Annotated in this window: 23 protein-coding genes and 1 riboswitch; of the genes, 20 read left to right on the top strand and 3 right to left on the bottom strand. The window is 30.4% G+C overall.

Annotation, left to right across the window (positions count from 1 at the left end; all coding sequences use genetic code 11):
* Positions 1-19: 19 nt before the first annotated feature.
* From comGA to gcvPB, 10 genes are all read left to right on the top strand, one after another.
* Positions 20-994 (top strand): competence type IV pilus ATPase ComGA, encoded by a 975-nt coding sequence (comGA, locus tag HMPREF3265_RS09515; RefSeq protein ID WP_070861513.1) that lies wholly within the window; start codon positions 20-22, stop codon positions 992-994.
* Positions 966-2,030, top strand: coding sequence for a competence type IV pilus assembly protein ComGB (gene comGB / locus HMPREF3265_RS09520; protein WP_070581608.1), 1,065 nt, complete (start codon positions 966-968; stop codon positions 2,028-2,030). Before comGA ends, comGB begins: the two co-directional genes overlap by 29 nt.
* A gap of 13 nt (positions 2,031-2,043) precedes the next feature.
* Complete coding sequence (gene comGC, locus HMPREF3265_RS09525) at positions 2,044-2,364, top strand: competence type IV pilus major pilin ComGC (protein WP_011275670.1); 321 nt, start codon at positions 2,044-2,046, stop codon at positions 2,362-2,364.
* Positions 2,345-2,797, top strand: a complete 453-nt coding sequence (gene comGD / locus HMPREF3265_RS09530; RefSeq protein ID WP_245164761.1) for a competence type IV pilus minor pilin ComGD — start codon at positions 2,345-2,347, stop codon at positions 2,795-2,797. Before comGC ends, comGD begins: the two co-directional genes overlap by 20 nt.
* Positions 2,778-3,077 carry a hypothetical protein gene (locus tag HMPREF3265_RS09535; RefSeq protein ID WP_011275672.1) on the top strand — a complete coding sequence of 100 codons (300 nt, stop codon included), beginning with the start codon at positions 2,778-2,780 and terminating at the stop codon, positions 3,075-3,077. The genes comGD and HMPREF3265_RS09535 overlap by 20 nt, the downstream gene beginning before the upstream one ends.
* Positions 3,078-3,234: 157 nt before the next feature.
* Positions 3,235-3,531, top strand: a complete 297-nt coding sequence (locus tag HMPREF3265_RS13000) for a hypothetical protein (protein WP_256323930.1) — start codon at positions 3,235-3,237, stop codon at positions 3,529-3,531.
* A 70-nt stretch (positions 3,532-3,601) separates the two neighbouring features.
* Positions 3,602-4,120, top strand: coding sequence for a shikimate kinase (locus tag HMPREF3265_RS09545; RefSeq protein ID WP_070861518.1), 519 nt, complete (start codon positions 3,602-3,604; stop codon positions 4,118-4,120).
* A riboswitch (glycine riboswitch) is annotated at positions 4,117-4,233 on the top strand. Its footprint overlaps the gene before it by 4 nt.
* Positions 4,234-4,309: 76 nt before the next feature.
* Entirely contained in the window at positions 4,310-5,401 is a 1,092-nt protein-coding gene (gene gcvT, locus HMPREF3265_RS09550; protein ID WP_070442828.1) for a glycine cleavage system aminomethyltransferase GcvT, read from the top strand.
* Between the two features lie 16 nt (positions 5,402-5,417).
* Positions 5,418-6,770, top strand: coding sequence for an aminomethyl-transferring glycine dehydrogenase subunit GcvPA (gene gcvPA / locus HMPREF3265_RS09555; RefSeq protein ID WP_016931107.1), 1,353 nt, complete (start codon positions 5,418-5,420; stop codon positions 6,768-6,770).
* Complete coding sequence (gene gcvPB / locus HMPREF3265_RS09560) at positions 6,757-8,235, top strand: aminomethyl-transferring glycine dehydrogenase subunit GcvPB (protein ID WP_070861520.1); 1,479 nt, start codon at positions 6,757-6,759, stop codon at positions 8,233-8,235. The genes gcvPA and gcvPB overlap by 14 nt, the downstream gene beginning before the upstream one ends.
* A 164-nt stretch (positions 8,236-8,399) precedes the next feature.
* Here the strand turns inward: gcvPB and HMPREF3265_RS09565 are convergent, their stop codons facing one another.
* The gene (locus HMPREF3265_RS09565; RefSeq protein WP_011275678.1) at positions 8,400-8,786 is read right to left on the bottom strand and encodes a rhodanese-like domain-containing protein; all 387 of its coding nucleotides are present in this window, start codon (positions 8,784-8,786) and stop codon (positions 8,400-8,402) included.
* Positions 8,787-8,937: 151 nt separating this feature from the next.
* Between HMPREF3265_RS09565 and HMPREF3265_RS09570 the strand changes: the two genes are divergently transcribed.
* Positions 8,938-9,768, top strand: a complete 831-nt coding sequence (locus HMPREF3265_RS09570; RefSeq protein WP_070861522.1) for a lipoate--protein ligase family protein — start codon at positions 8,938-8,940, stop codon at positions 9,766-9,768.
* A gap of 43 nt (positions 9,769-9,811) precedes the next feature.
* Here the strand turns inward: HMPREF3265_RS09570 and HMPREF3265_RS09575 are convergent, their stop codons facing one another.
* Both HMPREF3265_RS09575 and HMPREF3265_RS09580 read right to left on the bottom strand, forming a co-directional pair.
* Positions 9,812-10,027 (bottom strand): SA1362 family protein, encoded by a 216-nt coding sequence (locus HMPREF3265_RS09575; protein ID WP_011275680.1) that lies wholly within the window; start codon positions 10,025-10,027, stop codon positions 9,812-9,814.
* 14 nt (positions 10,028-10,041) lie between these two features.
* On the bottom strand, positions 10,042-10,623 hold the full coding sequence (locus HMPREF3265_RS09580) for a putative periplasmic lipoprotein (RefSeq protein ID WP_070861523.1): 582 nt from the start codon (positions 10,621-10,623) through the stop codon (positions 10,042-10,044).
* A gap of 103 nt (positions 10,624-10,726) precedes the next feature.
* On the opposite strand from HMPREF3265_RS09580, the gene HMPREF3265_RS09585 reads away from it, so the two are divergent.
* From HMPREF3265_RS09585 to HMPREF3265_RS09625, 9 genes are all read left to right on the top strand, one after another.
* Positions 10,727-11,785, top strand: a complete 1,059-nt coding sequence (locus HMPREF3265_RS09585; protein ID WP_070861525.1) for a M24 family metallopeptidase — start codon at positions 10,727-10,729, stop codon at positions 11,783-11,785.
* A gap of 27 nt (positions 11,786-11,812) precedes the next feature.
* Entirely contained in the window at positions 11,813-12,370 is a 558-nt protein-coding gene (gene efp / locus HMPREF3265_RS09590) for an elongation factor P (protein WP_011275683.1), read from the top strand.
* A 216-nt stretch (positions 12,371-12,586) separates the two neighbouring features.
* Complete coding sequence (gene accB / locus HMPREF3265_RS09595; RefSeq protein ID WP_070861527.1) at positions 12,587-13,072, top strand: acetyl-CoA carboxylase biotin carboxyl carrier protein; 486 nt, start codon at positions 12,587-12,589, stop codon at positions 13,070-13,072.
* Complete coding sequence (gene accC, locus HMPREF3265_RS09600; protein ID WP_070861530.1) at positions 13,072-14,427, top strand: acetyl-CoA carboxylase biotin carboxylase subunit; 1,356 nt, start codon at positions 13,072-13,074, stop codon at positions 14,425-14,427. The genes accB and accC overlap by 1 nt, the downstream gene beginning before the upstream one ends.
* A 13-nt stretch (positions 14,428-14,440) precedes the next feature.
* Positions 14,441-14,800 carry an Asp23/Gls24 family envelope stress response protein gene (locus HMPREF3265_RS09605; RefSeq protein WP_011275686.1) on the top strand — a complete coding sequence of 120 codons (360 nt, stop codon included), beginning with the start codon at positions 14,441-14,443 and terminating at the stop codon, positions 14,798-14,800.
* Positions 14,801-14,831: 31 nt separating this feature from the next.
* The gene (nusB, locus tag HMPREF3265_RS09610) at positions 14,832-15,218 is read left to right on the top strand and encodes a transcription antitermination factor NusB (RefSeq protein WP_070861532.1); all 387 of its coding nucleotides are present in this window, start codon (positions 14,832-14,834) and stop codon (positions 15,216-15,218) included.
* Positions 15,219-15,236: 18 nt separating this feature from the next.
* A complete protein-coding gene (gene xseA / locus HMPREF3265_RS09615; RefSeq protein WP_070861535.1) occupies positions 15,237-16,574 on the top strand; it encodes an exodeoxyribonuclease VII large subunit in 1,338 nt (445 codons plus the stop codon).
* Complete coding sequence (locus HMPREF3265_RS09620; protein WP_011275689.1) at positions 16,567-16,797, top strand: exodeoxyribonuclease VII small subunit; 231 nt, start codon at positions 16,567-16,569, stop codon at positions 16,795-16,797. The genes xseA and HMPREF3265_RS09620 overlap by 8 nt, the downstream gene beginning before the upstream one ends.
* A complete protein-coding gene (locus HMPREF3265_RS09625) occupies positions 16,775-17,656 on the top strand; it encodes a polyprenyl synthetase family protein (protein ID WP_070861538.1) in 882 nt (293 codons plus the stop codon). Before HMPREF3265_RS09620 ends, HMPREF3265_RS09625 begins: the two co-directional genes overlap by 23 nt.
* Positions 17,657-17,667: the final 11 nt, after the last annotated feature.

Below are 17,667 nucleotides of genomic sequence, written 5' to 3' on the forward strand. Positions count from 1 at the left end.
ATATGTAGGAGGTGTTTTTTTGAAACTATTATTCAGAGAGATAGTTAATAAAGCTATTTCAAAAAATGCGAGCGACATACATTTTATCCCTTCAGTTGATGAAGTTCATATTAAATTTAGAATTAATGATTATCTTGAACTTTATGAAATATTCAACTTAGATGTATATCAAAAATTATTAGTATTTATGAAGTTCAAATCAGGTTTGGATGTTTCATCTCAACAATCCGCTCAAAGTGGTCGTTATACTTATCAATCTAAATCTACTTTTTATTTACGGATTTCAACATTACCTTTGTCCTTAGGTGTAGAAAGTTGTGTAATTAGGATAATTCCTCAATATTTTCAAGCAAAAAAAGAATATAAAGAATTTAACGATTTTAAACACCTAGTAAATAAAAAACAGGGATTAATTCTATTAACTGGACCCACAGGATCCGGAAAAAGTACTCTGATGTATCAAATGGTTCTACATGCATATAAAGAATTAAATCTTAATGTTATCACTATCGAAAACCCAGTTGAGCAATTACTAAAAGGCACTACCCAAATATCAATAAATAAAAAGGCAGGTATAGACTACATAAGTTCATTTAAAGCTATATTAAGATGTGATCCTGATATTATTTTAATAGGTGAAATAAGAGACGCAGAAGTTGCTAAATGTGTTATTCAAGCTAGTTTGAGTGGACACCTTGTATTATCAACCATGCATTCTACTAATTGTAGAGGTGCATTACTTCGATTACTTGAGATGGGAATTTCAATTCAAGAATTAACTCAATCTATCAATATCATTTCTAATCAAAGATTAATAACGACTACTCAGAATGAGCTTCGCTTAATTTGTGAAACAATAGATAAAAAGCAGATACAATATTTCTTCGAGCATGAACAAACAATGCCACATAATTTTAATAATTTAGAACAGCAATTAAATTTATTATCTAAAGAAGGAACAATTTGTGAAGATACTGCAAGTAAATATTTTTAAATTGTCATCTAAGAATTTAACGAGTGCACAAATGATTCACTTACTTGAAACACTGTCAAACTTATTAAAAAGTGGCTTCACACTTTTAGAGAGTTTTGAGTTCATCAACCTATATTTCAAATACAGAGATAAAGAATTAAAAAATAAAATCATAGCATCTATTAAATCAGGTGAAACATGTTATGAAGTATTAAATTTGATAGGTTATCCAAATTCAATTACAACTCAAATCTATTTTTCACAAAAATATGGAAATTTAGAAGACGCTTTAGAGGAGTCCATCAAATATTTAAAGACAAATTTATCTGCAAAACAGCAAGTAATTAAAGCTGTTCAATATCCACTCTTATTATGCTGTATTTTTATGTGTATGATAGTAGTATTAAACTATACTGTCATTCCGCAATTTGAACAACTATACATTTCTTTGGATGTAAATTTATCATTTTATCAGAAATTTCTAACCTCAATGATTACTTCTTTTCCTACTTTTATTATCTTTTTCATTACTATTTTAATTTTAATTTTTGTAATTTTAACCATAGTATTATTACGAATAGAAACTTCTAAAAAAATAATTATTTTATCATCAATACCTTTGTTTAATAGCTATTATAAAATTTTTAAAACTTATCAAATATCTAATGATTTAAGTCTATTTTATAAAAATGGCGTAAGTTTACAGGACATTGTTACAACATATATTAAACAAAATGATAATGAATATTTAAGATTTCTAGGGGAGTTTTTAATGGATAAAACTAATAGTGGTGAAACTTTAGCAAATAGTTTAGCTATGATGCCGTGTTTTCAAAAAGACTTAATTAAATTTATAAAGCAGGGAGAAAAAAGTGCTAAATTAGATATAGAACTTAAAATTTACTCAAGTATTTTAATTAATAGATTTAAAGAAAAATCACTTCTTCATACAAAAATCATTCAACCAATTATTTTTCTGTTTCTAGGCTTGTTCATTGTTAGTTTGTATTTAGTAATTATGTTACCAATGTTTCAGTTAATGCAAAATATTAAATGATAAGGAGTTTAATATGAAAAATCACTTTGAAAATTTAAAAAAGTTAAAAGCTTTTACTCTAATAGAAATGTTATTAGTATTACTAATTATCAGTGTATTACTAATATTAATTATTCCAAACATTGCAAAACAAACAGCACATATCCAGTCCACAGGTTGTGAAGCTCAAGTCAAAATGATAAATAGTCAAATAGAAGCATATACTTTAAAACATAATCGTACACCTTCTAATATAAATGATCTTATCAATGATGGCCTTATAAAAGAAGGACAAAAACAATGCAGATCGGGAGAAACTATTACAATATCTAATGGTGAGGCTATTGCGAACTAGTCAATTTACTGCGTTTACTCTTCTTGAAACATTGCTTACCTTATTAATTTTAATAATAATTATTATGATTTCCCCAAGCATTTATACTAAAACTAAATTAGATTTAATCGAAAATGAATTAAAAGTAAAAAATATCATCACCCAATTAGAGTTTATCAAATCAAAAGCAATTGCTGAGAACCAATCAATTACAATTGTATTTAGCAAACAAGCAACAGCAATGAATATTATTGAACAAAATGGAAATAAATACAAATTAGGATTATTTGGCACTAAAATTATTTCAGTTGCAAAAGTACACACCATAACATTCAATAATGAAGGTAAAATTAATCATTTTGGTTCAATCATTTTGAAAGCTAAAGAGAATATTTACAGAGTAATTTTTAACATTGATAAAGGAAGGATAAGATTTGTTAAATTATCAAATTAGGGGAAGTTTATTAATTGATAGTTTATTAGGTTTTTTGATTCTAACTTTTATTACTTTAATATTCTTACCTCTATTACAACAATTAAATTTCAATTTACGTAATCAATACGAAATTTTAGATATGAAAAGTGCTATTATCACAAGCCAAAAACATTATAGTATTAAAGAATTAAAGAAGGGGATTACTATAGGAAAATATGAAATTAAAATTTATAAAAATACGATATGCAATAATAATAGTTTATCTAAGAATAAGGTCTGTGTTCAGCTTAGTAACTAAAGGATTTACTTTTATAGAAATGCTAATATCCTTATTAATTACTATAATCATTTTAACTATAATACCCCATCTATTTCGTTTGACTGATACTTACTTAAGTGCGGCCTATGAATTTGACCAATTAGAATATTCATTTTTTCAATTGGACCTTAATAAAATGACCAATTCTAAAGCAATTTCTTTAAAATTAATTGATGAACATTCAATTTTACTTAAACAACAGAATCAAAATAGTTTCATTAAATATCAAAATCAAAAAATCATTTTTGTAAGTAATAATAGAGGGAATATTACACTACTAAATAATGTTTTAAATGCGAAGTTCATTTCTAATCATAAAGGAATTATAGAAGTGTTTTTAAGAATTGGAAGTAGGGAGAATTTCTATGACAAAACACTTTATTTATCATATATTTATCAATCATCTCTTTTTATACAACTCAATATAGTTTAAAATTGAAGACAATTCATAACATTAGTAGTTATTATGATTTGAAGATAAATCAACTATTTTAAAAAGGGTGATGCTATTGAATAAAAAAAAATCACCAATAATTCTTATCGGCTTTATGGGCACAGGTAAAAGTACTTTTGGAGAATACTTATCATTAGAAAATCGATTAAGTTTCATAGATTTAGATGCATATATAGAAATAAAAGAAAATAAAACAATACCAGATATCTTTGAGGAACTTGGAGAAATCGGTTTTAGGAAAATTGAATATAACTACTTAATTGAATGTACAAAAAAATACGATGTTATTGCAACAGGTGGTGGTGTTATCGAATATAATGAATCACTAAATCATTTGAGACAGTATAAATACATTTTTTGGCTAGATTGTGACATAGATGTTATCTTCAAGAGAGTAATAAACGATAATCATAGACCAAATGCAATTGATAAATCCAAAAAACAGTTAAATAACTTGTATTTATCAAGGATTTCAAGATATAATGAAATCGCATTCATGAAAGTGAATAGTGATAAAACAATCAGAGAAATTTATAATGAGATTATAAATTATCTTACTTGCGGTTGATCAGTATTAGAGAGAATAAAAATTATTATACTTAAATTTAAGTATAATAATTTTTATCGCCGAAGGTGCAAGTTAACTACTAAACTCTCAGGCAAAAGGATAATACTGCTACGCATTCCTGGATTAAGTGTATAAACAGGGTAGCTATTTGCTACTCTGTTTTTTATAAAAATTATAGGGGGTTTTCTAATGACAAGCGAATTAAAAAAAACACCATTGTATCAAAATTATGTTGACAGTGGTGCAAAAATAGTAGAATTCGGTGGATGGGCAATGCCTGTTCAATTTACAAGTATCAAAGAAGAACATAATGCAGTTAGATATGAAGTAGGTATGTTCGATGTAAGCCATATGGGAGAAATCTCTATAAAAGGCAATGATGCAAGTAAATTTGTCCAATACTTACTTTCAAACGATACTAACAACCTTACTGATACTAAAGCTCAATATACTGCTTTATGTAACGAAGAAGGCGGTATTATTGATGACTTAGTAACATACAAAATCGGCGACAATGATTATCTATTAATTGTTAACGCTGCAAATACAGATAAAGATTTTGCTTGGGTACAAAAACATGCACCTAAATTTGATGTTGAAGTATCAAATGTATCTGATCAATTCGGTCAGTTAGCTGTTCAAGGTCCTAAAGCAAGAGATTTGGTAAGCGGGTTAGTTGATATAAATGTAAGTGAAATGAAACCATTTGATTTCCAACAAAACGTTACTCTATTTGGAAAAAATGTTATCTTATCTCAATCTGGTTATACAGGTGAAGATGGATTTGAAATCTATTGTGAAGCAAAAGACACAGTAGACATTTGGAACGGCTTCATTGAATATAATGTAGTTCCATGCGGTCTCGGTGCACGTGATACATTAAGATTAGAAGCTGGCCTTCCATTACATGGTCAAGATTTAACAGAATCTATCACACCATATGAAGGCGGAATTGCTTTTGCTGCTAAACCACTGATTGAAGAAGACTTCATCGGTAAATCAGTGTTAAAAGACCAAAAAGAAAATGGTTCAGAACGTAGAACTGTTGGCTTAGAGTTGCTTGATAAAGGTATTGCAAGAACTGGTTATCCTGTTTTAGACCTTGATGGTAACGAAATTGGGGAAGTTACTTCAGGAACACAAGCACCATCTTCAGGTAAATCAATCGCTATGGCAATTATTAAGCGAGATGAATTTGAAATGGGACGAGAATTATTAGTTCAAGTACGTAAAAGACAGCTTAAAGCTAAAATTGTTAAGAAAAACCAAATTGAAAAATAATTAAGGGGTGTGTATTGTGAGTCATCGTTATATACCATTAACTGAAAAAGATAAAAAAGAAATGCTTGATAAAATTGGCGCAAGTTCAATTAATGAATTGTTCGGAGATGTGCCAAAAGATATTTTACTAAATAGAGATTTAAATATTGCTAGTGGTGAAGCTGAAACTTCTTTATTAAGAAGACTTAATACAGTTGCTAATAAAAACGTAACTAAAGAAACTCATGCGTCTTTCCTAGGTGCTGGCGTTTATGACCATTATGCTCCAGCTGTTGTAGATGCAATGATTTCACGTTCTGAATTCTATACAGCATATACACCATATCAACCAGAAATTTCACAAGGTGAATTACAAGCGATTTTTGAATTCCAAACATTAATTTGTGAATTAACAGATATGGATGTAGCTAACTCATCTATGTATGATGGTATCACTAGTTTTGCTGAAGCTTGTATCTTAGCATTTAATCATACTAAGAAAAATAAAATTGTAGTATCTAAAGGTCTTCATTATCAAGCACTTCAAGTGTTAAAAACTTACGTTAAAGTTAGAGAAGAGTTTGAAATTGTTGAAGTTGATTTAGATGGAACAATTACAGACTTAGAAAAATTAGAACAGGCTGTAGACGATGAAACTGCTGCAGTAGCAGTTCAATATCCAAACTTCTATGGTTCAGTGGAAGACTTAGAAAAAATTCAATCATTTATTGAAGGCAAAAAAGCATTATTTATCGTTTATGCTAATCCACTAGCTTTAGGCCTATTGACACCTCCAGGTTCATTTGGTGCTGATATTGTAGTAGGAGACACACAACCATTTGGTATACCAACACAATTTGGTGGACCACACTGTGGTTATTTCGCAACTACAAAAAAATTAATGCGTAAAGTGCCTGGTAGATTAGTGGGACAAACACAAGATGATGAAGGTAACCGTGGATTCGTTCTAACTTTACAAGCCCGTGAACAACATATTCGTCGTGATAAAGCCACTTCTAATATCTGTTCAAACCAAGCATTAAACGCACTTGCATCATCAATTGCTATGTCAGCTCTTGGTAAACAAGGTATTTACGACATTGCAGTTCAAAACTTAGAACACGCAAATTATGCTAAAAATCAATTTAAAGACAATGGTTTTGAAGTGCTTGATGGTACTTCATTCAATGAATTTGTTGTCAAATTCGATCAACCAATCAAAGATATAAATAAAAAATTAGCAGAACATGGTTTCATTGGAGGCTTTGATTTAGGTGAAGCCTCAGCAGATTTTGAAAATCATATGTTAATTGCTGTTACTGAATTAAGAACTAAAGATGAAATTGATACATTTGTTAAGAAAGCTGGTGAGCTAAATGGTAGTAAGTAAATCAAGTCCATTAATTTTTGAAAGATCTAGAGAAAGTAGATATGCATACTCATTACCTCAAAGCGATATAAAAACAGATTCAGTTGAAAGTATTCTTGATGATAAATTTATTCGTAAAAATAAAGCAGAGTTTCCTGAAGTTGCAGAATTAGATTTAGTTCGTCATTATACTGAATTATCAAATAAAAACTTTGGTGTAGATTCAGGTTTTTATCCACTTGGATCATGTACTATGAAATATAATCCTAAAATCAATGAAAAAGTTGCTCGCATACCTGGATTTGCAGAGTCACATCCTTTACAAGAAGAAGAGCAAGTTCAAGGTTCTTTAGAAATTGTGTATAGTTTACAAGAAGAACTTAAAGAAATTACTGGTATGGATGAAGTTACATTACAACCAGCTGCAGGTGCTCATGGTGAGTGGACTGCTTTAATGATTTTCAAAGCGTATCATTTAGATAATGGTGAAGGTCATCGTGATGAAGTTATTGTTCCTGACTCAGCTCATGGTACAAACCCTGCATCTGCGTCGTTTGCTGGTTTTAAAGCTGTTACAGTTAAATCAAATGAACGTGGTGAAGTTGATATCGAAGACTTAAAACGCGTTGTTAATGAAAATACTGCTGCAATAATGTTAACTAATCCTAACACTTTAGGTATTTTCGAGAAAAACATCATGGAAATCCGTGAAATTGTACATGAAGCAGGCGGATTATTATACTATGACGGTGCAAACTTAAATGCCATTATGGATAAAGTACGTCCTGGAGATATGGGATTTGATGCGGTACATTTAAACTTACACAAAACTTTCACTGGTCCTCACGGTGGCGGTGGTCCAGGTTCAGGTCCAGTTGGTGTAAAAAAAGAATTAGCTAGTTATTTACCAAAACCAATGGTAATCAAAGATGGAGATACTTTTAAATACGATAATGATATTAAAAACTCAATTGGACGTGTAAAACCATTCTACGGTAACTTTGGTATTTACTTAAGAGCGTACACATATATCAGAACTATGGGTGCTGAAGGTTTAAGAGAGGTTTCTGAAGCAGCAGTTCTTAATGCTAACTATATTAAAGCTAGCTTAAAAGACCACTATGAAATACCATATGAACAATATTGTAAACATGAATTCGTATTAAGTGGTTCTAAACAAAAAGAACATGGTGTCCGTACATTAGACATGGCAAAACGTTTATTAGACTTTGGTGTTCATCCACCAACAATCTACTTCCCACTTAACGTTGAGGAAGGTATGATGATTGAACCAACTGAAACAGAATCTAAAGAAACGTTAGATTACTTTATCGATGCTATGATTCAAATTGCTGAAGAAGCTAAAAATGATCCAGATAAAGTATTAGAAGCACCACATAGTACAATAATTGATAGATTAGATGAAACTACAGCTGCGCGTAAGCCTGTTTTAAAATTTGATAATCTACATGAAGAAAAAGAATAATATTCAAAACTTTGACCCTGTAACCAATTTAATTGATTATAGGGTCTTCCTTATTTTAATTTTATGTCTATTCTATATTTAGATAACGTTTCTAAATGATTTTCACATAAATACTTAAAAAACTCTTAAAGAACATCTTTAAGAGTTAGTAAGCAGACAAGAGATTATTTTTTAGTTTTAATCTTACCTGTCCATTTTTTGTATCCACCTTTTAACATATAAATATCTTTATAGCCATTTTTTTTAAGGATACGTGCTGCACGATAACCTGCAACACCGTTTGCATCACAAAGATAAATAGGTTGATCTTTACGTAAACCTTGATATCTTTGACTAAACATTGATATTGGAATGTTACGAGCGCCGTTAATATGTCCGTAATCATAGTCTACTTTCTCACGAACATCAATCACTTGGGCTTTTCTTAAACCTTTGTGAAATTCATTCTGCTCAAGTTCAGTGACTGCTCGTTTATTCATAAACCAATTTCCAAGCATATATAAAATAATTATGACTATAATAGCTAAAGCTATAATCAAAGATACATTCATATTGCATCCTCCCTAATTAACCGATATTATAATTATAAGGCTGTTAGCTAAATTTATCAAAATTTTTTATTAGCTATTTTTATCAAAGATTTATATGTAAAATTTAATATTTTTCTATAGATAATTATATGTTGTGATTGGAGATTATTTTATGACAGAGACATGGAATTTTATAAATACAGGAAGCCATGATCCATATTATAATATGGCAATGGATGAAGCACTCTTAAACTTCGTATCAAGAAGGGAAATTGACCCTGTTGTCAGATTTTACACTTGGAATCCTGCAACGTTATCTGTAGGGTATTTTCAAAGATTAAAGAAAGAAATTGACATTGATAAAGTTAAAGAAAAAGGATTTGGATTAGTAAGAAGACAAACTGGTGGTAGAGGGGTTCTTCATGATAAAGAATTAACATATAGTGTTATTGTTTCGGAAGAACATCCTAATATGCCTTCTACCGTAACTGAAGCATATCGTGTCATTTCTGAAGGATTACTTGAAGGATTTAAATTGTTAGGTTTTGAAGCATATTTTGCGATTCCACGTTCCAAAGAAGAACGAGAAAAATTAAAACAACCTCGAAGTGCTGTTTGTTTTGATGCACCTAGTTGGTATGAATTAGTTGTTGAAGGCAGAAAAATTGCAGGAAGCGCTCAAACTAGACAAAAAGGCGTTATACTACAACATGGTTCCTTATTACAAGATGTTAACGTTGATGAGCTGTTCGATATGTTCATTTTCAAAAATGATCGTCTAAAAGATAAGATGAAAAAAGCGTTTGTTGATAAAGCTGTAGCGATTAATGATATTGCTGATAGACATATATCAATTGAAGAGATGGAAAAAGCATTTGAAGAAGGATTTAAAAAGGGGTTAAACATAGAATTTAAACCACTTACTTTATCAGATGATCAAATAAAAGAAGTAAAAGAATTAGAAGAAAAATATCGTTCTGATGAATGGTTATATAAAAAATAAAAAATCATAGGATGGCTAATAATTGGTCATCCTATGATTTTTTTTATTTTCTATTTCTCTTTTTATATTTTCTTGCTGCTCTCCTATATTTACGTTGATCTTCAGTTAAGAAAAAGAAATAGTATATTAAATAAATAATTAACGCAATGATTAAAAAGGTGAAAATCGTTTTAGCAAAAGACATCATGAATACATTTAAATTCAAAATCAAGCCAATCGCAGCGATTAAAATTACTAAATAAAATAATATATTTTTCAAATCAAAAACTCCTATTATGAATTGTTAGACATGTTCACTTGAGATAGTTTAGTCTTACCTTTATTCAATTTATTCGTATTATTATTTTCATATCCGCTTTTAATATCTTTAAATGCTGATTGTAACTCTTTGTTAATTTGTCTAATATTTTTATCTTCATTTTTATTTGCATTAGATAAATCTTTTTTAGTTACGGCACCCTTATATTTACCATAAGCATCATCAATACCATTAGCAATAGTATTTAATTTTTCAAGATTTTGCTTTTTGTCTTCTTTCTTATTTTTAGACAAATCCAACTGATTATAATTACTAATAATTTTAGTAATATCTTGATAATATTTAGACGAAGCATCTAAAAATTTGGCTTCTTTATTATTATCAACTGTTTTGGAAACATTTTTTTTATCTTTATTAAGAGCCTCAACCTGTGCTTTTTGATTACTTATATCTTGATTTAGCTGTTGAATATCTAACTTCAAGTTATGGTTTTGATCTCTTAATTTGGTTGTCTTATCTTCCAATGGTCCTAAATTTTGAGAGCCACAACCAACCAATAAACATGAAGCTCCAATTATAACGATTAATTTTTTCATTAAAATCTCCCTAAACCAAAATCTCTTTATTTCTAAAATAATTATGCTATTATTTTAATGTAAATAGAGCAAATGTACAAACGTTATACTAGGAGTGATTTGTATGAATAAATTAGCAAAAGTTAAAGACTTACTAGAGGTTCAACAATTAGATGCTTTAGTTATTTTATCAGATTATAATCGTAGATATTTATCAGATTTCACTGGTACAAGTGGTGCATTAATAATTTCAAAAAATAACTATCAATTAATTACTGATTTTCGATATATTGAACAAGCAACTAATCAGGCAACTGAATTTAACATCATCAAAAGCAGTGGTGGTTTAATTGAAGCGATTGTAGAAATTATTAATAATGAACAATTTAATCATGTTGGTTTTGAAGGACACTTAGTGAGTTACGATACATACCAAACATTAGATCAATCGAAAGCTAAATTAATCTCTATTGGCAATGAGATTGAAAAAATCAGGGAAATAAAGACACCCGAAGAGATAGAAAAGATCAAATACGCTGCTAAAATAGTTGATGATACATATAACTATGTATTAGATATTGCAAAGGTTGGAATGACTGAAAGAGAATTAAAAGCTAAATTAGAAGCTAAAATGTTAGAATTAGGTGCAGATGGCCCTTCATTTGACACGATTGTAGCATCTGGCAATAGAGGCGCTTTACCTCATGGTGTAGCAAGCGATAAAGTCATAGAGCAAGGCGATATGATTACGCTTGATTTTGGGGCATACTACAGAGGATATTGCTCTGATATAACAAGAACATTTGCTATTGGGGAACCTGACCCCAAGATGAAAGATATTTATAACATCGTTCTCAATTCCCAAATTAAAGCAATAAACGAAATCAAAGCTGGAATGACTGTAGCTGAGGCTGACGCGTTATCAAGAGACTATATTGAATCTCACGGTTATGGAGAAGCATTTGGCCACTCTCTTGGACATGGTATTGGTTTAGACATACATGAGGGACCACTATTATCTAAAAATGCAAACGGTATAGTAGAAGTAAATAATTGTGTTACTATTGAACCAGGTATTTATGTTGATGGTCTTGGTGGTGTACGCATAGAAGATGACATTTTAATAACTGAAAATGGTTGTGAAGTCTTTACTAAATGTACAAAAGACCTTATTATTTTATAGAAAGCGCATATTTGAGGAGGAAACTGAATGATTTCGGTTAATGATTTTAAAACAGGTTTAACAATTTCAGTAGATAATGGCATTTGGAAAGTTATCGATTTCCAACATGTAAAACCAGGTAAAGGTTCTGCATTTGTACGTTCTAAATTACGTAATTTAAGAACAGGTGCAATTCAAGAAAAGACATTTAGAGCTGGGGAAAAAGTTGAACAAGCGATGATTGAAAATCGTCGTATGCAATATTTATATGCTGATGGAGATAATCATGTATTCATGGATAATGAGACGTTTGATCAAACTGAATTATCAGCTGATTATTTAAAAGATGAATTAAAATATTTAAAAGCTAACATGGAAGTTCAGATCCAATCATATGAAGGTGAAACAATTGGAGTTGAACTACCTAAAACTGTTGAATTAGAAGTTACTGAAACTGAGCCAGGTATCAAAGGTGATACTGCCACTGGAGCAACTAAATCAGCTACAGTTGAAACAGGTTATACTCTAAATGTACCTTTATTCGTTAATGAAGGTGATGTATTAGTTATTAACACTAGCGACGGAAGCTATATCTCAAGAGCTTAGTTAACACTAGCTAAAGTCTTTCTAATTACTAATTGGAAAGACTTTTTTTAATATCTAAATCGTTATTTTATATAAATTACAAAAGTCCATTTATCAATAATAGTAAGCATTAAATAGTAAGATGTAATTCCCTAAAATGACACATGCTTGAATTGGCAAGTTCAGTCAAGTAAAATAGATTGGTAGATGAAAACTAATTCAAGGAGTCAGTAACTTATGAATTTTAAAGAAATAAAAGAATTAATCGAAATTCTTAATCAATCAAGTTTAACTGAAATTAATATTGAAGATAACAAAGGTAGTGTAGTCACCCTAAAAAAACAGAAAGAGACAGAAATAATTACACCGCAATATACACAACAAACACCATTAGCACCAGCAGCATCAACGATGGCAACACCAAATCAAAGTGCAACAGAATCACCTGTTCCACAAAATAATGATCAAATGGATACAGATGATTCATCATACCAAACAATCAATGCCCCTATGGTGGGTACATTTTATAAATCGCCATCGCCAGAAGAAGATGCATTTGTTCAAGTCGGAGATAAAGTTACCAATGAATCTACAGTGTGCATCTTAGAAGCAATGAAATTATTTAACGAAATACAAGCTGAGGTTACTGGAGAAATAGTTGAAATATTAGTAGAGGACGGACAAATGGTAGAGTATGGCCAACCGTTATTTAAGGTGAAATAATGAAAAAAATCTTAATCGCTAATCGTGGAGAAATTGCGGTTAGAATCATTAGAGCTTGTCATGATTTAGGCATACAAACTGTTGCCATTTATTCTGAGGGTGACAAAGACGCATTACATACTCAAATTGCTGATGAAGCATATTGCGTTGGTCCAACTCAGTCTAAAGATTCTTATTTGAACATTCCAAATATATTATCAATTGCGACTTCAACCGGTTGTGATGGTATTCACCCAGGATATGGCTTTTTAGCTGAGAATGGTGACTTTGCAGAGTTGTGTGAAGCATGCCAATTGAAATTTATCGGTCCTAGCTATGAGTCTATCCAAAAAATGGGCATCAAAGACGTTGCAAAAGCAGAAATGATTGCAGCTAATGTCCCAGTTGTTCCAGGTAGTGATGGGCTAGTTACAACCATTTCGGATGCAAAACAAATTGCTAAAGAAATTGGATATCCAGTAATTATTAAAGCTACTGCAGGTGGTGGTGGAAAAGGTATACGAGTGGCTAGAACAGAGAAAGAGCTTGAGAATGGCTATCGTATGACTCAACAAGAAGCAGAAACTGCTTTTGGTAATGGCGGTCTTTACCTTGAAAAATTTATTGAGAACTTCCGTCACATTGAAATTCAAATTATTGGAGATCAACATGGAAATGTCATTCATCTCGGAGAGAGAGATTGTACGATTCAAAGACGCATGCAAAAGTTAGTCGAAGAATCTCCATCGCCTATTTTATCTGATGAGCAACGTGAAGAGATGGGTAATGCAGCTATAAGAGCCGCAAAAGCAGTTAATTATGAAAATGCAGGTACTATTGAATTTATATATGATTTAAATGATAATCAATTTTATTTTATGGAAATGAATACACGTATTCAAGTTGAACATCCTGTCACTGAAATGGTTACTGGCATTGATTTAGTAAAATTACAACTAAAAGTTGCGATGGGTGAAGCACTGCCATACACTCAAGAAGATATTACTATCAATGGTCATGCAATAGAATATCGTATAAATGCTGAAAATCCATATAAGAACTTCATGCCATCTCCTGGTAAAATCACACAATACCTAGCTCCAGGCGGATATGGTGTGAGAATCGAATCAGCTTGTTATACAAATTATACAATTCCTCCATATTATGATTCTATGGTAGCTAAACTCATTGTACATGAACCAACGCGTGATGAAGCAATTATGACTGGTATTAGAGCATTAAGTGAGTATTTAATTTTAGGAATCGATACAACAATTCCTTTCCATTTAAAACTTATGAATAATGATATATTTAGAAGTGGATCTTTTAATACTAACTTCTTAGAACAATATAATATTATGAATGACGAGGAGTAGGAGGTTAAACCAAATGGTTAAAGTAGCAGATTATTCAAATTCAAACTTAGGTAAAATTGAAATTGCACCTGAAGTTATTTCTGTAGTTGCAAGTATAGCTGTTTCTGAGGTAGAAGGGGTAACTGGACATTTTTCAGAATTGAAAAATAGTAACATTGAAAAAATAAGTCGTAAAAACCTCAATAGAAATTTAAAAATTGATGTTAAAGAAGATGGCATTCAAATTGATGTATATTGCTCTATTAAGCATGGTATAAATATTTCAAAATTTGCAAGCAAAATTCAAACATCTATTTTTAACTCAATTAAAACGATGACTGCTATTGAGCCAAAAGAAATTAACGTTCACATCATGCATATTACTGTCGAATAATATATAGATTACATTTAATAAGGAGTTATTTATGAGTCGTAAAGAATCAAGAATGCAAGCATTTCAAACTTTGTTTCAGTTAGAAATGAAAGACACAGAATTAACAATAAATAAAGCCATTAATTTCATAAAAGATGATGAGCCTGAATTAGACTTTGATTTTATACACTGGTTAGTAACAGGTGTTAAAGATCATGAGCCAGTTCTAGATGATACTATTAAGCCACATCTTAAAGATTGGTCACTTCAACGTTTATTAAAAACAGACCGAATAATATTACGAATGGCTACATTTGAATTATTGCATAGTGATACACCACCAAAAGTAATCATTAATGAAGCTGTAGAATTAGCAAAACAATTTAGCGACGATGAGCATTATAAATTTATAAATGGTGTGTTGAGTAACATAAAATAATTAATTTGAGTGATGACAATGTCTGAATACTTAAGCGTTACAACTTTAACGAAATATATTAAATATAAATTTGATCAGGACCCACACTTGCAATCTATCTTACTAAAAGGTGAACTATCTAACTTTAAAAAACATTCAAGTGGACACCTTTATTTCAACGTTAAAGATAAGGATAGTGTGATAAGTGCAATGATGTTTAAAGGTAATGCGAGTCAGCTTACTTTTGAGCCAAAAGAAGGTGATGAAGTTCTTTTAGAAGCACGTGTTTCAGTATATGAACGACGTGGAAATTATCAAATTTATGTGAATAAAATGGAATTAGATGGTATAGGGAACTTGTATCAAAAGTTAGAACAATTAAAACAAAAATTAAAAAAAGAAGGCTTTTTTAATAATGAACATAAAAAGCCTATTCCTCGATTCCCTAAGAAAATTGCAATCTTAACTGCTAGTACTGGTGCCGCAATTAGAGATATTCAATCTACAATAAATAGTAGGTATCCTTTGGCCGATAAAATCCAAATAAGTACTTTAGTACAAGGTACACAAGCCAAAGAGGATATTATAAAAAATATTAAGTATGCTGATTCACTTGGCGTTGATACTATTATAGTAGGCCGTGGTGGTGGATCTATAGAAGATTTATGGAACTTTAATGAAGAAGATGTTGTTAAAGCGATTTTTGAGTGTCAAACACCTATTATTTCAGCTGTTGGACATGAAACCGATTTTACACTCAGTGATTTCGTAGCAGATGTCAGAGCAGCAACACCAACACAAGCTGCAGTTATGGCGACTCCAGACCAGTACGAATTGATGCAACAAATTAAGCAATACCAATTTTCATTATCAAGGTATATTAAACAATATCTTGAAAAACAACATAAACAACTAGATCATTTAGCATCTTATTATAAGTTTAAACAACCTTCATTATTATACGATCAACAGATACAACGCAAAGATGATTTAGAAAGACAACTAACTCAATTATTATTATCCAAAATTGAGAATAAAAAATATCAATTAAAAGTTCTTCATCAGAATTTTAATGTAAAAACATTAAATCAAACTATATTACAAAATAGTAAGCAACTAATGAATGTAAAAAATCGTTTATCAAATCTAACAATTAAAAACATTCATAATAATAAATTAGAGCTCAAAAATAAAGTTGAACTATTAAATAATTTAAGTCCTACTAATACTATGTTAAGAGGCTATTCTATTATTAATAAAGATGATAAAGTCATTACAAGTACACAGGATTTAAGTAAAGATGATGAAATTACATTAGCAATGAAAGATGGTAACGTAGATGCCATCGTTAAAAAGGTTAGGTGTGAACATGAGTAAAGATCAACAAAGTTTTGAAGAAATGATGCAAGAATTAGAAAATATCGTTCAAAAGTTAGATAATGAGACTGTATCATTAGAAGAATCATTAGAGTTATATCAACGTGGTATGAAACTTTCTGCAACATGTGATGCAACACTTAAAGATGCTGAAAAGAAAGTAAATCAACTTATTAAAGATGAAGCAGAGGATGAAGAAAATGGCAAAGAAGTCAATGAATGAATTAATTGATCAAATTAATAGTGCTCTTGACGGTGTAATCGAAACATCACCACTAAATACTAATCTAGAAGAAAGTATGCAATATTCTCTCAATGCAGGTGGTAAAAGAATAAGACCACTTCTTTTATTTTTAACATTAGATGTATTAAATCAAGATTATAAAAAAGGTAAAAAAACTGCATTGGCATTGGAAATGATTCACACATATTCTTTAATTCATGATGATCTTCCTGCGATGGATAATGATGATTACCGTCGTGGTAAACTTACCAATCACAAAGTCTATGGTGAATGGAAAGCTATTCTAGCTGGTGATGCACTACTAACTAAGGCATTTGAAATCATTGCTGATGATGAATTATTAGAATCTGACGTCAAAGTTAAAATACTTTCCAGATTAGCGCATAACAGTGGTCACTTAGGCATGGTCGGAGGACAAACATTAGACATGCAAAGTGAAGATAAACCTGTTGATTTGGATACACTTGAACGGATACATAAAGCTAAAACAGGAGCATTACTTCAATTCGCGGTATTAAGTGCAGCAGATATTGCTAAAGTAGACAAGTCTACATCACAATCTCTTGAAGATTTTAGTAATCATATGGGTTTGATGTTCCAAATTAAAGATGATTTGCTCGACGTATATGGTGATGAATCTAAATTAGGAAAAAAAGTTGGTAGTGACATCGAAAATCACAAAAGTACGTATGTTTCTTTATTAGGTAAAGATGGTGCTGAAAATAAATTAAATTTCCATAAAGATGCTGCCATAGAATCAATAGAACAACTTTCTTCTCACTATGATATTAAACCTCTATTAGATATCGTTGAGCTTTTCTACACACGTGATCATTAATTATCATTAAT

It is taken from the genome of Staphylococcus sp. HMSC62B09 (genome assembly GCF_001839115.1).
Lineage (GTDB): Bacteria > Bacillota > Bacilli > Staphylococcales > Staphylococcaceae > Staphylococcus > Staphylococcus haemolyticus.

Coding starts and splice junctions, on each gene's coding strand:
- HMPREF3265_RS09605 (WP_011275686.1), top strand. CDS start 14,441: ATGGTTAAAGTAGCAGATTATTCAAATTCAAACTTAGGTAAAATTGAA.
- HMPREF3265_RS13000 (WP_256323930.1), top strand. CDS start 3,235: ATGACCAATTCTAAAGCAATTTCTTTAAAATTAATTGATGAACATTCA.
- HMPREF3265_RS09565 (WP_011275678.1), bottom strand. CDS start 8,786: ATGAATGTATCTTTGATTATAGCTTTAGCTATTATAGTCATAATTATT.
- accC (WP_070861530.1), top strand. CDS start 13,072: ATGAAAAAAATCTTAATCGCTAATCGTGGAGAAATTGCGGTTAGAATC.
- HMPREF3265_RS09580 (WP_070861523.1), bottom strand. CDS start 10,623: ATGAAAAAATTAATCGTTATAATTGGAGCTTCATGTTTATTGGTTGGT.
- comGC (WP_011275670.1), top strand. CDS start 2,044: ATGAAAAATCACTTTGAAAATTTAAAAAAGTTAAAAGCTTTTACTCTA.
- HMPREF3265_RS09620 (WP_011275689.1), top strand. CDS start 16,567: ATGAGTAAAGATCAACAAAGTTTTGAAGAAATGATGCAAGAATTAGAA.
- gcvPB (WP_070861520.1), top strand. CDS start 6,757: ATGGTAGTAAGTAAATCAAGTCCATTAATTTTTGAAAGATCTAGAGAA.
- accB (WP_070861527.1), top strand. CDS start 12,587: ATGAATTTTAAAGAAATAAAAGAATTAATCGAAATTCTTAATCAATCA.
- xseA (WP_070861535.1), top strand. CDS start 15,237: ATGTCTGAATACTTAAGCGTTACAACTTTAACGAAATATATTAAATAT.
- nusB (WP_070861532.1), top strand. CDS start 14,832: ATGAGTCGTAAAGAATCAAGAATGCAAGCATTTCAAACTTTGTTTCAG.
- gcvT (WP_070442828.1), top strand. CDS start 4,310: ATGACAAGCGAATTAAAAAAAACACCATTGTATCAAAATTATGTTGAC.
- efp (WP_011275683.1), top strand. CDS start 11,813: ATGATTTCGGTTAATGATTTTAAAACAGGTTTAACAATTTCAGTAGAT.
- HMPREF3265_RS09545 (WP_070861518.1), top strand. CDS start 3,602: ATGCTATTGAATAAAAAAAAATCACCAATAATTCTTATCGGCTTTATG.
- HMPREF3265_RS09570 (WP_070861522.1), top strand. CDS start 8,938: ATGACAGAGACATGGAATTTTATAAATACAGGAAGCCATGATCCATAT.
- HMPREF3265_RS09625 (WP_070861538.1), top strand. CDS start 16,775: ATGGCAAAGAAGTCAATGAATGAATTAATTGATCAAATTAATAGTGCT.
- HMPREF3265_RS09585 (WP_070861525.1), top strand. CDS start 10,727: ATGAATAAATTAGCAAAAGTTAAAGACTTACTAGAGGTTCAACAATTA.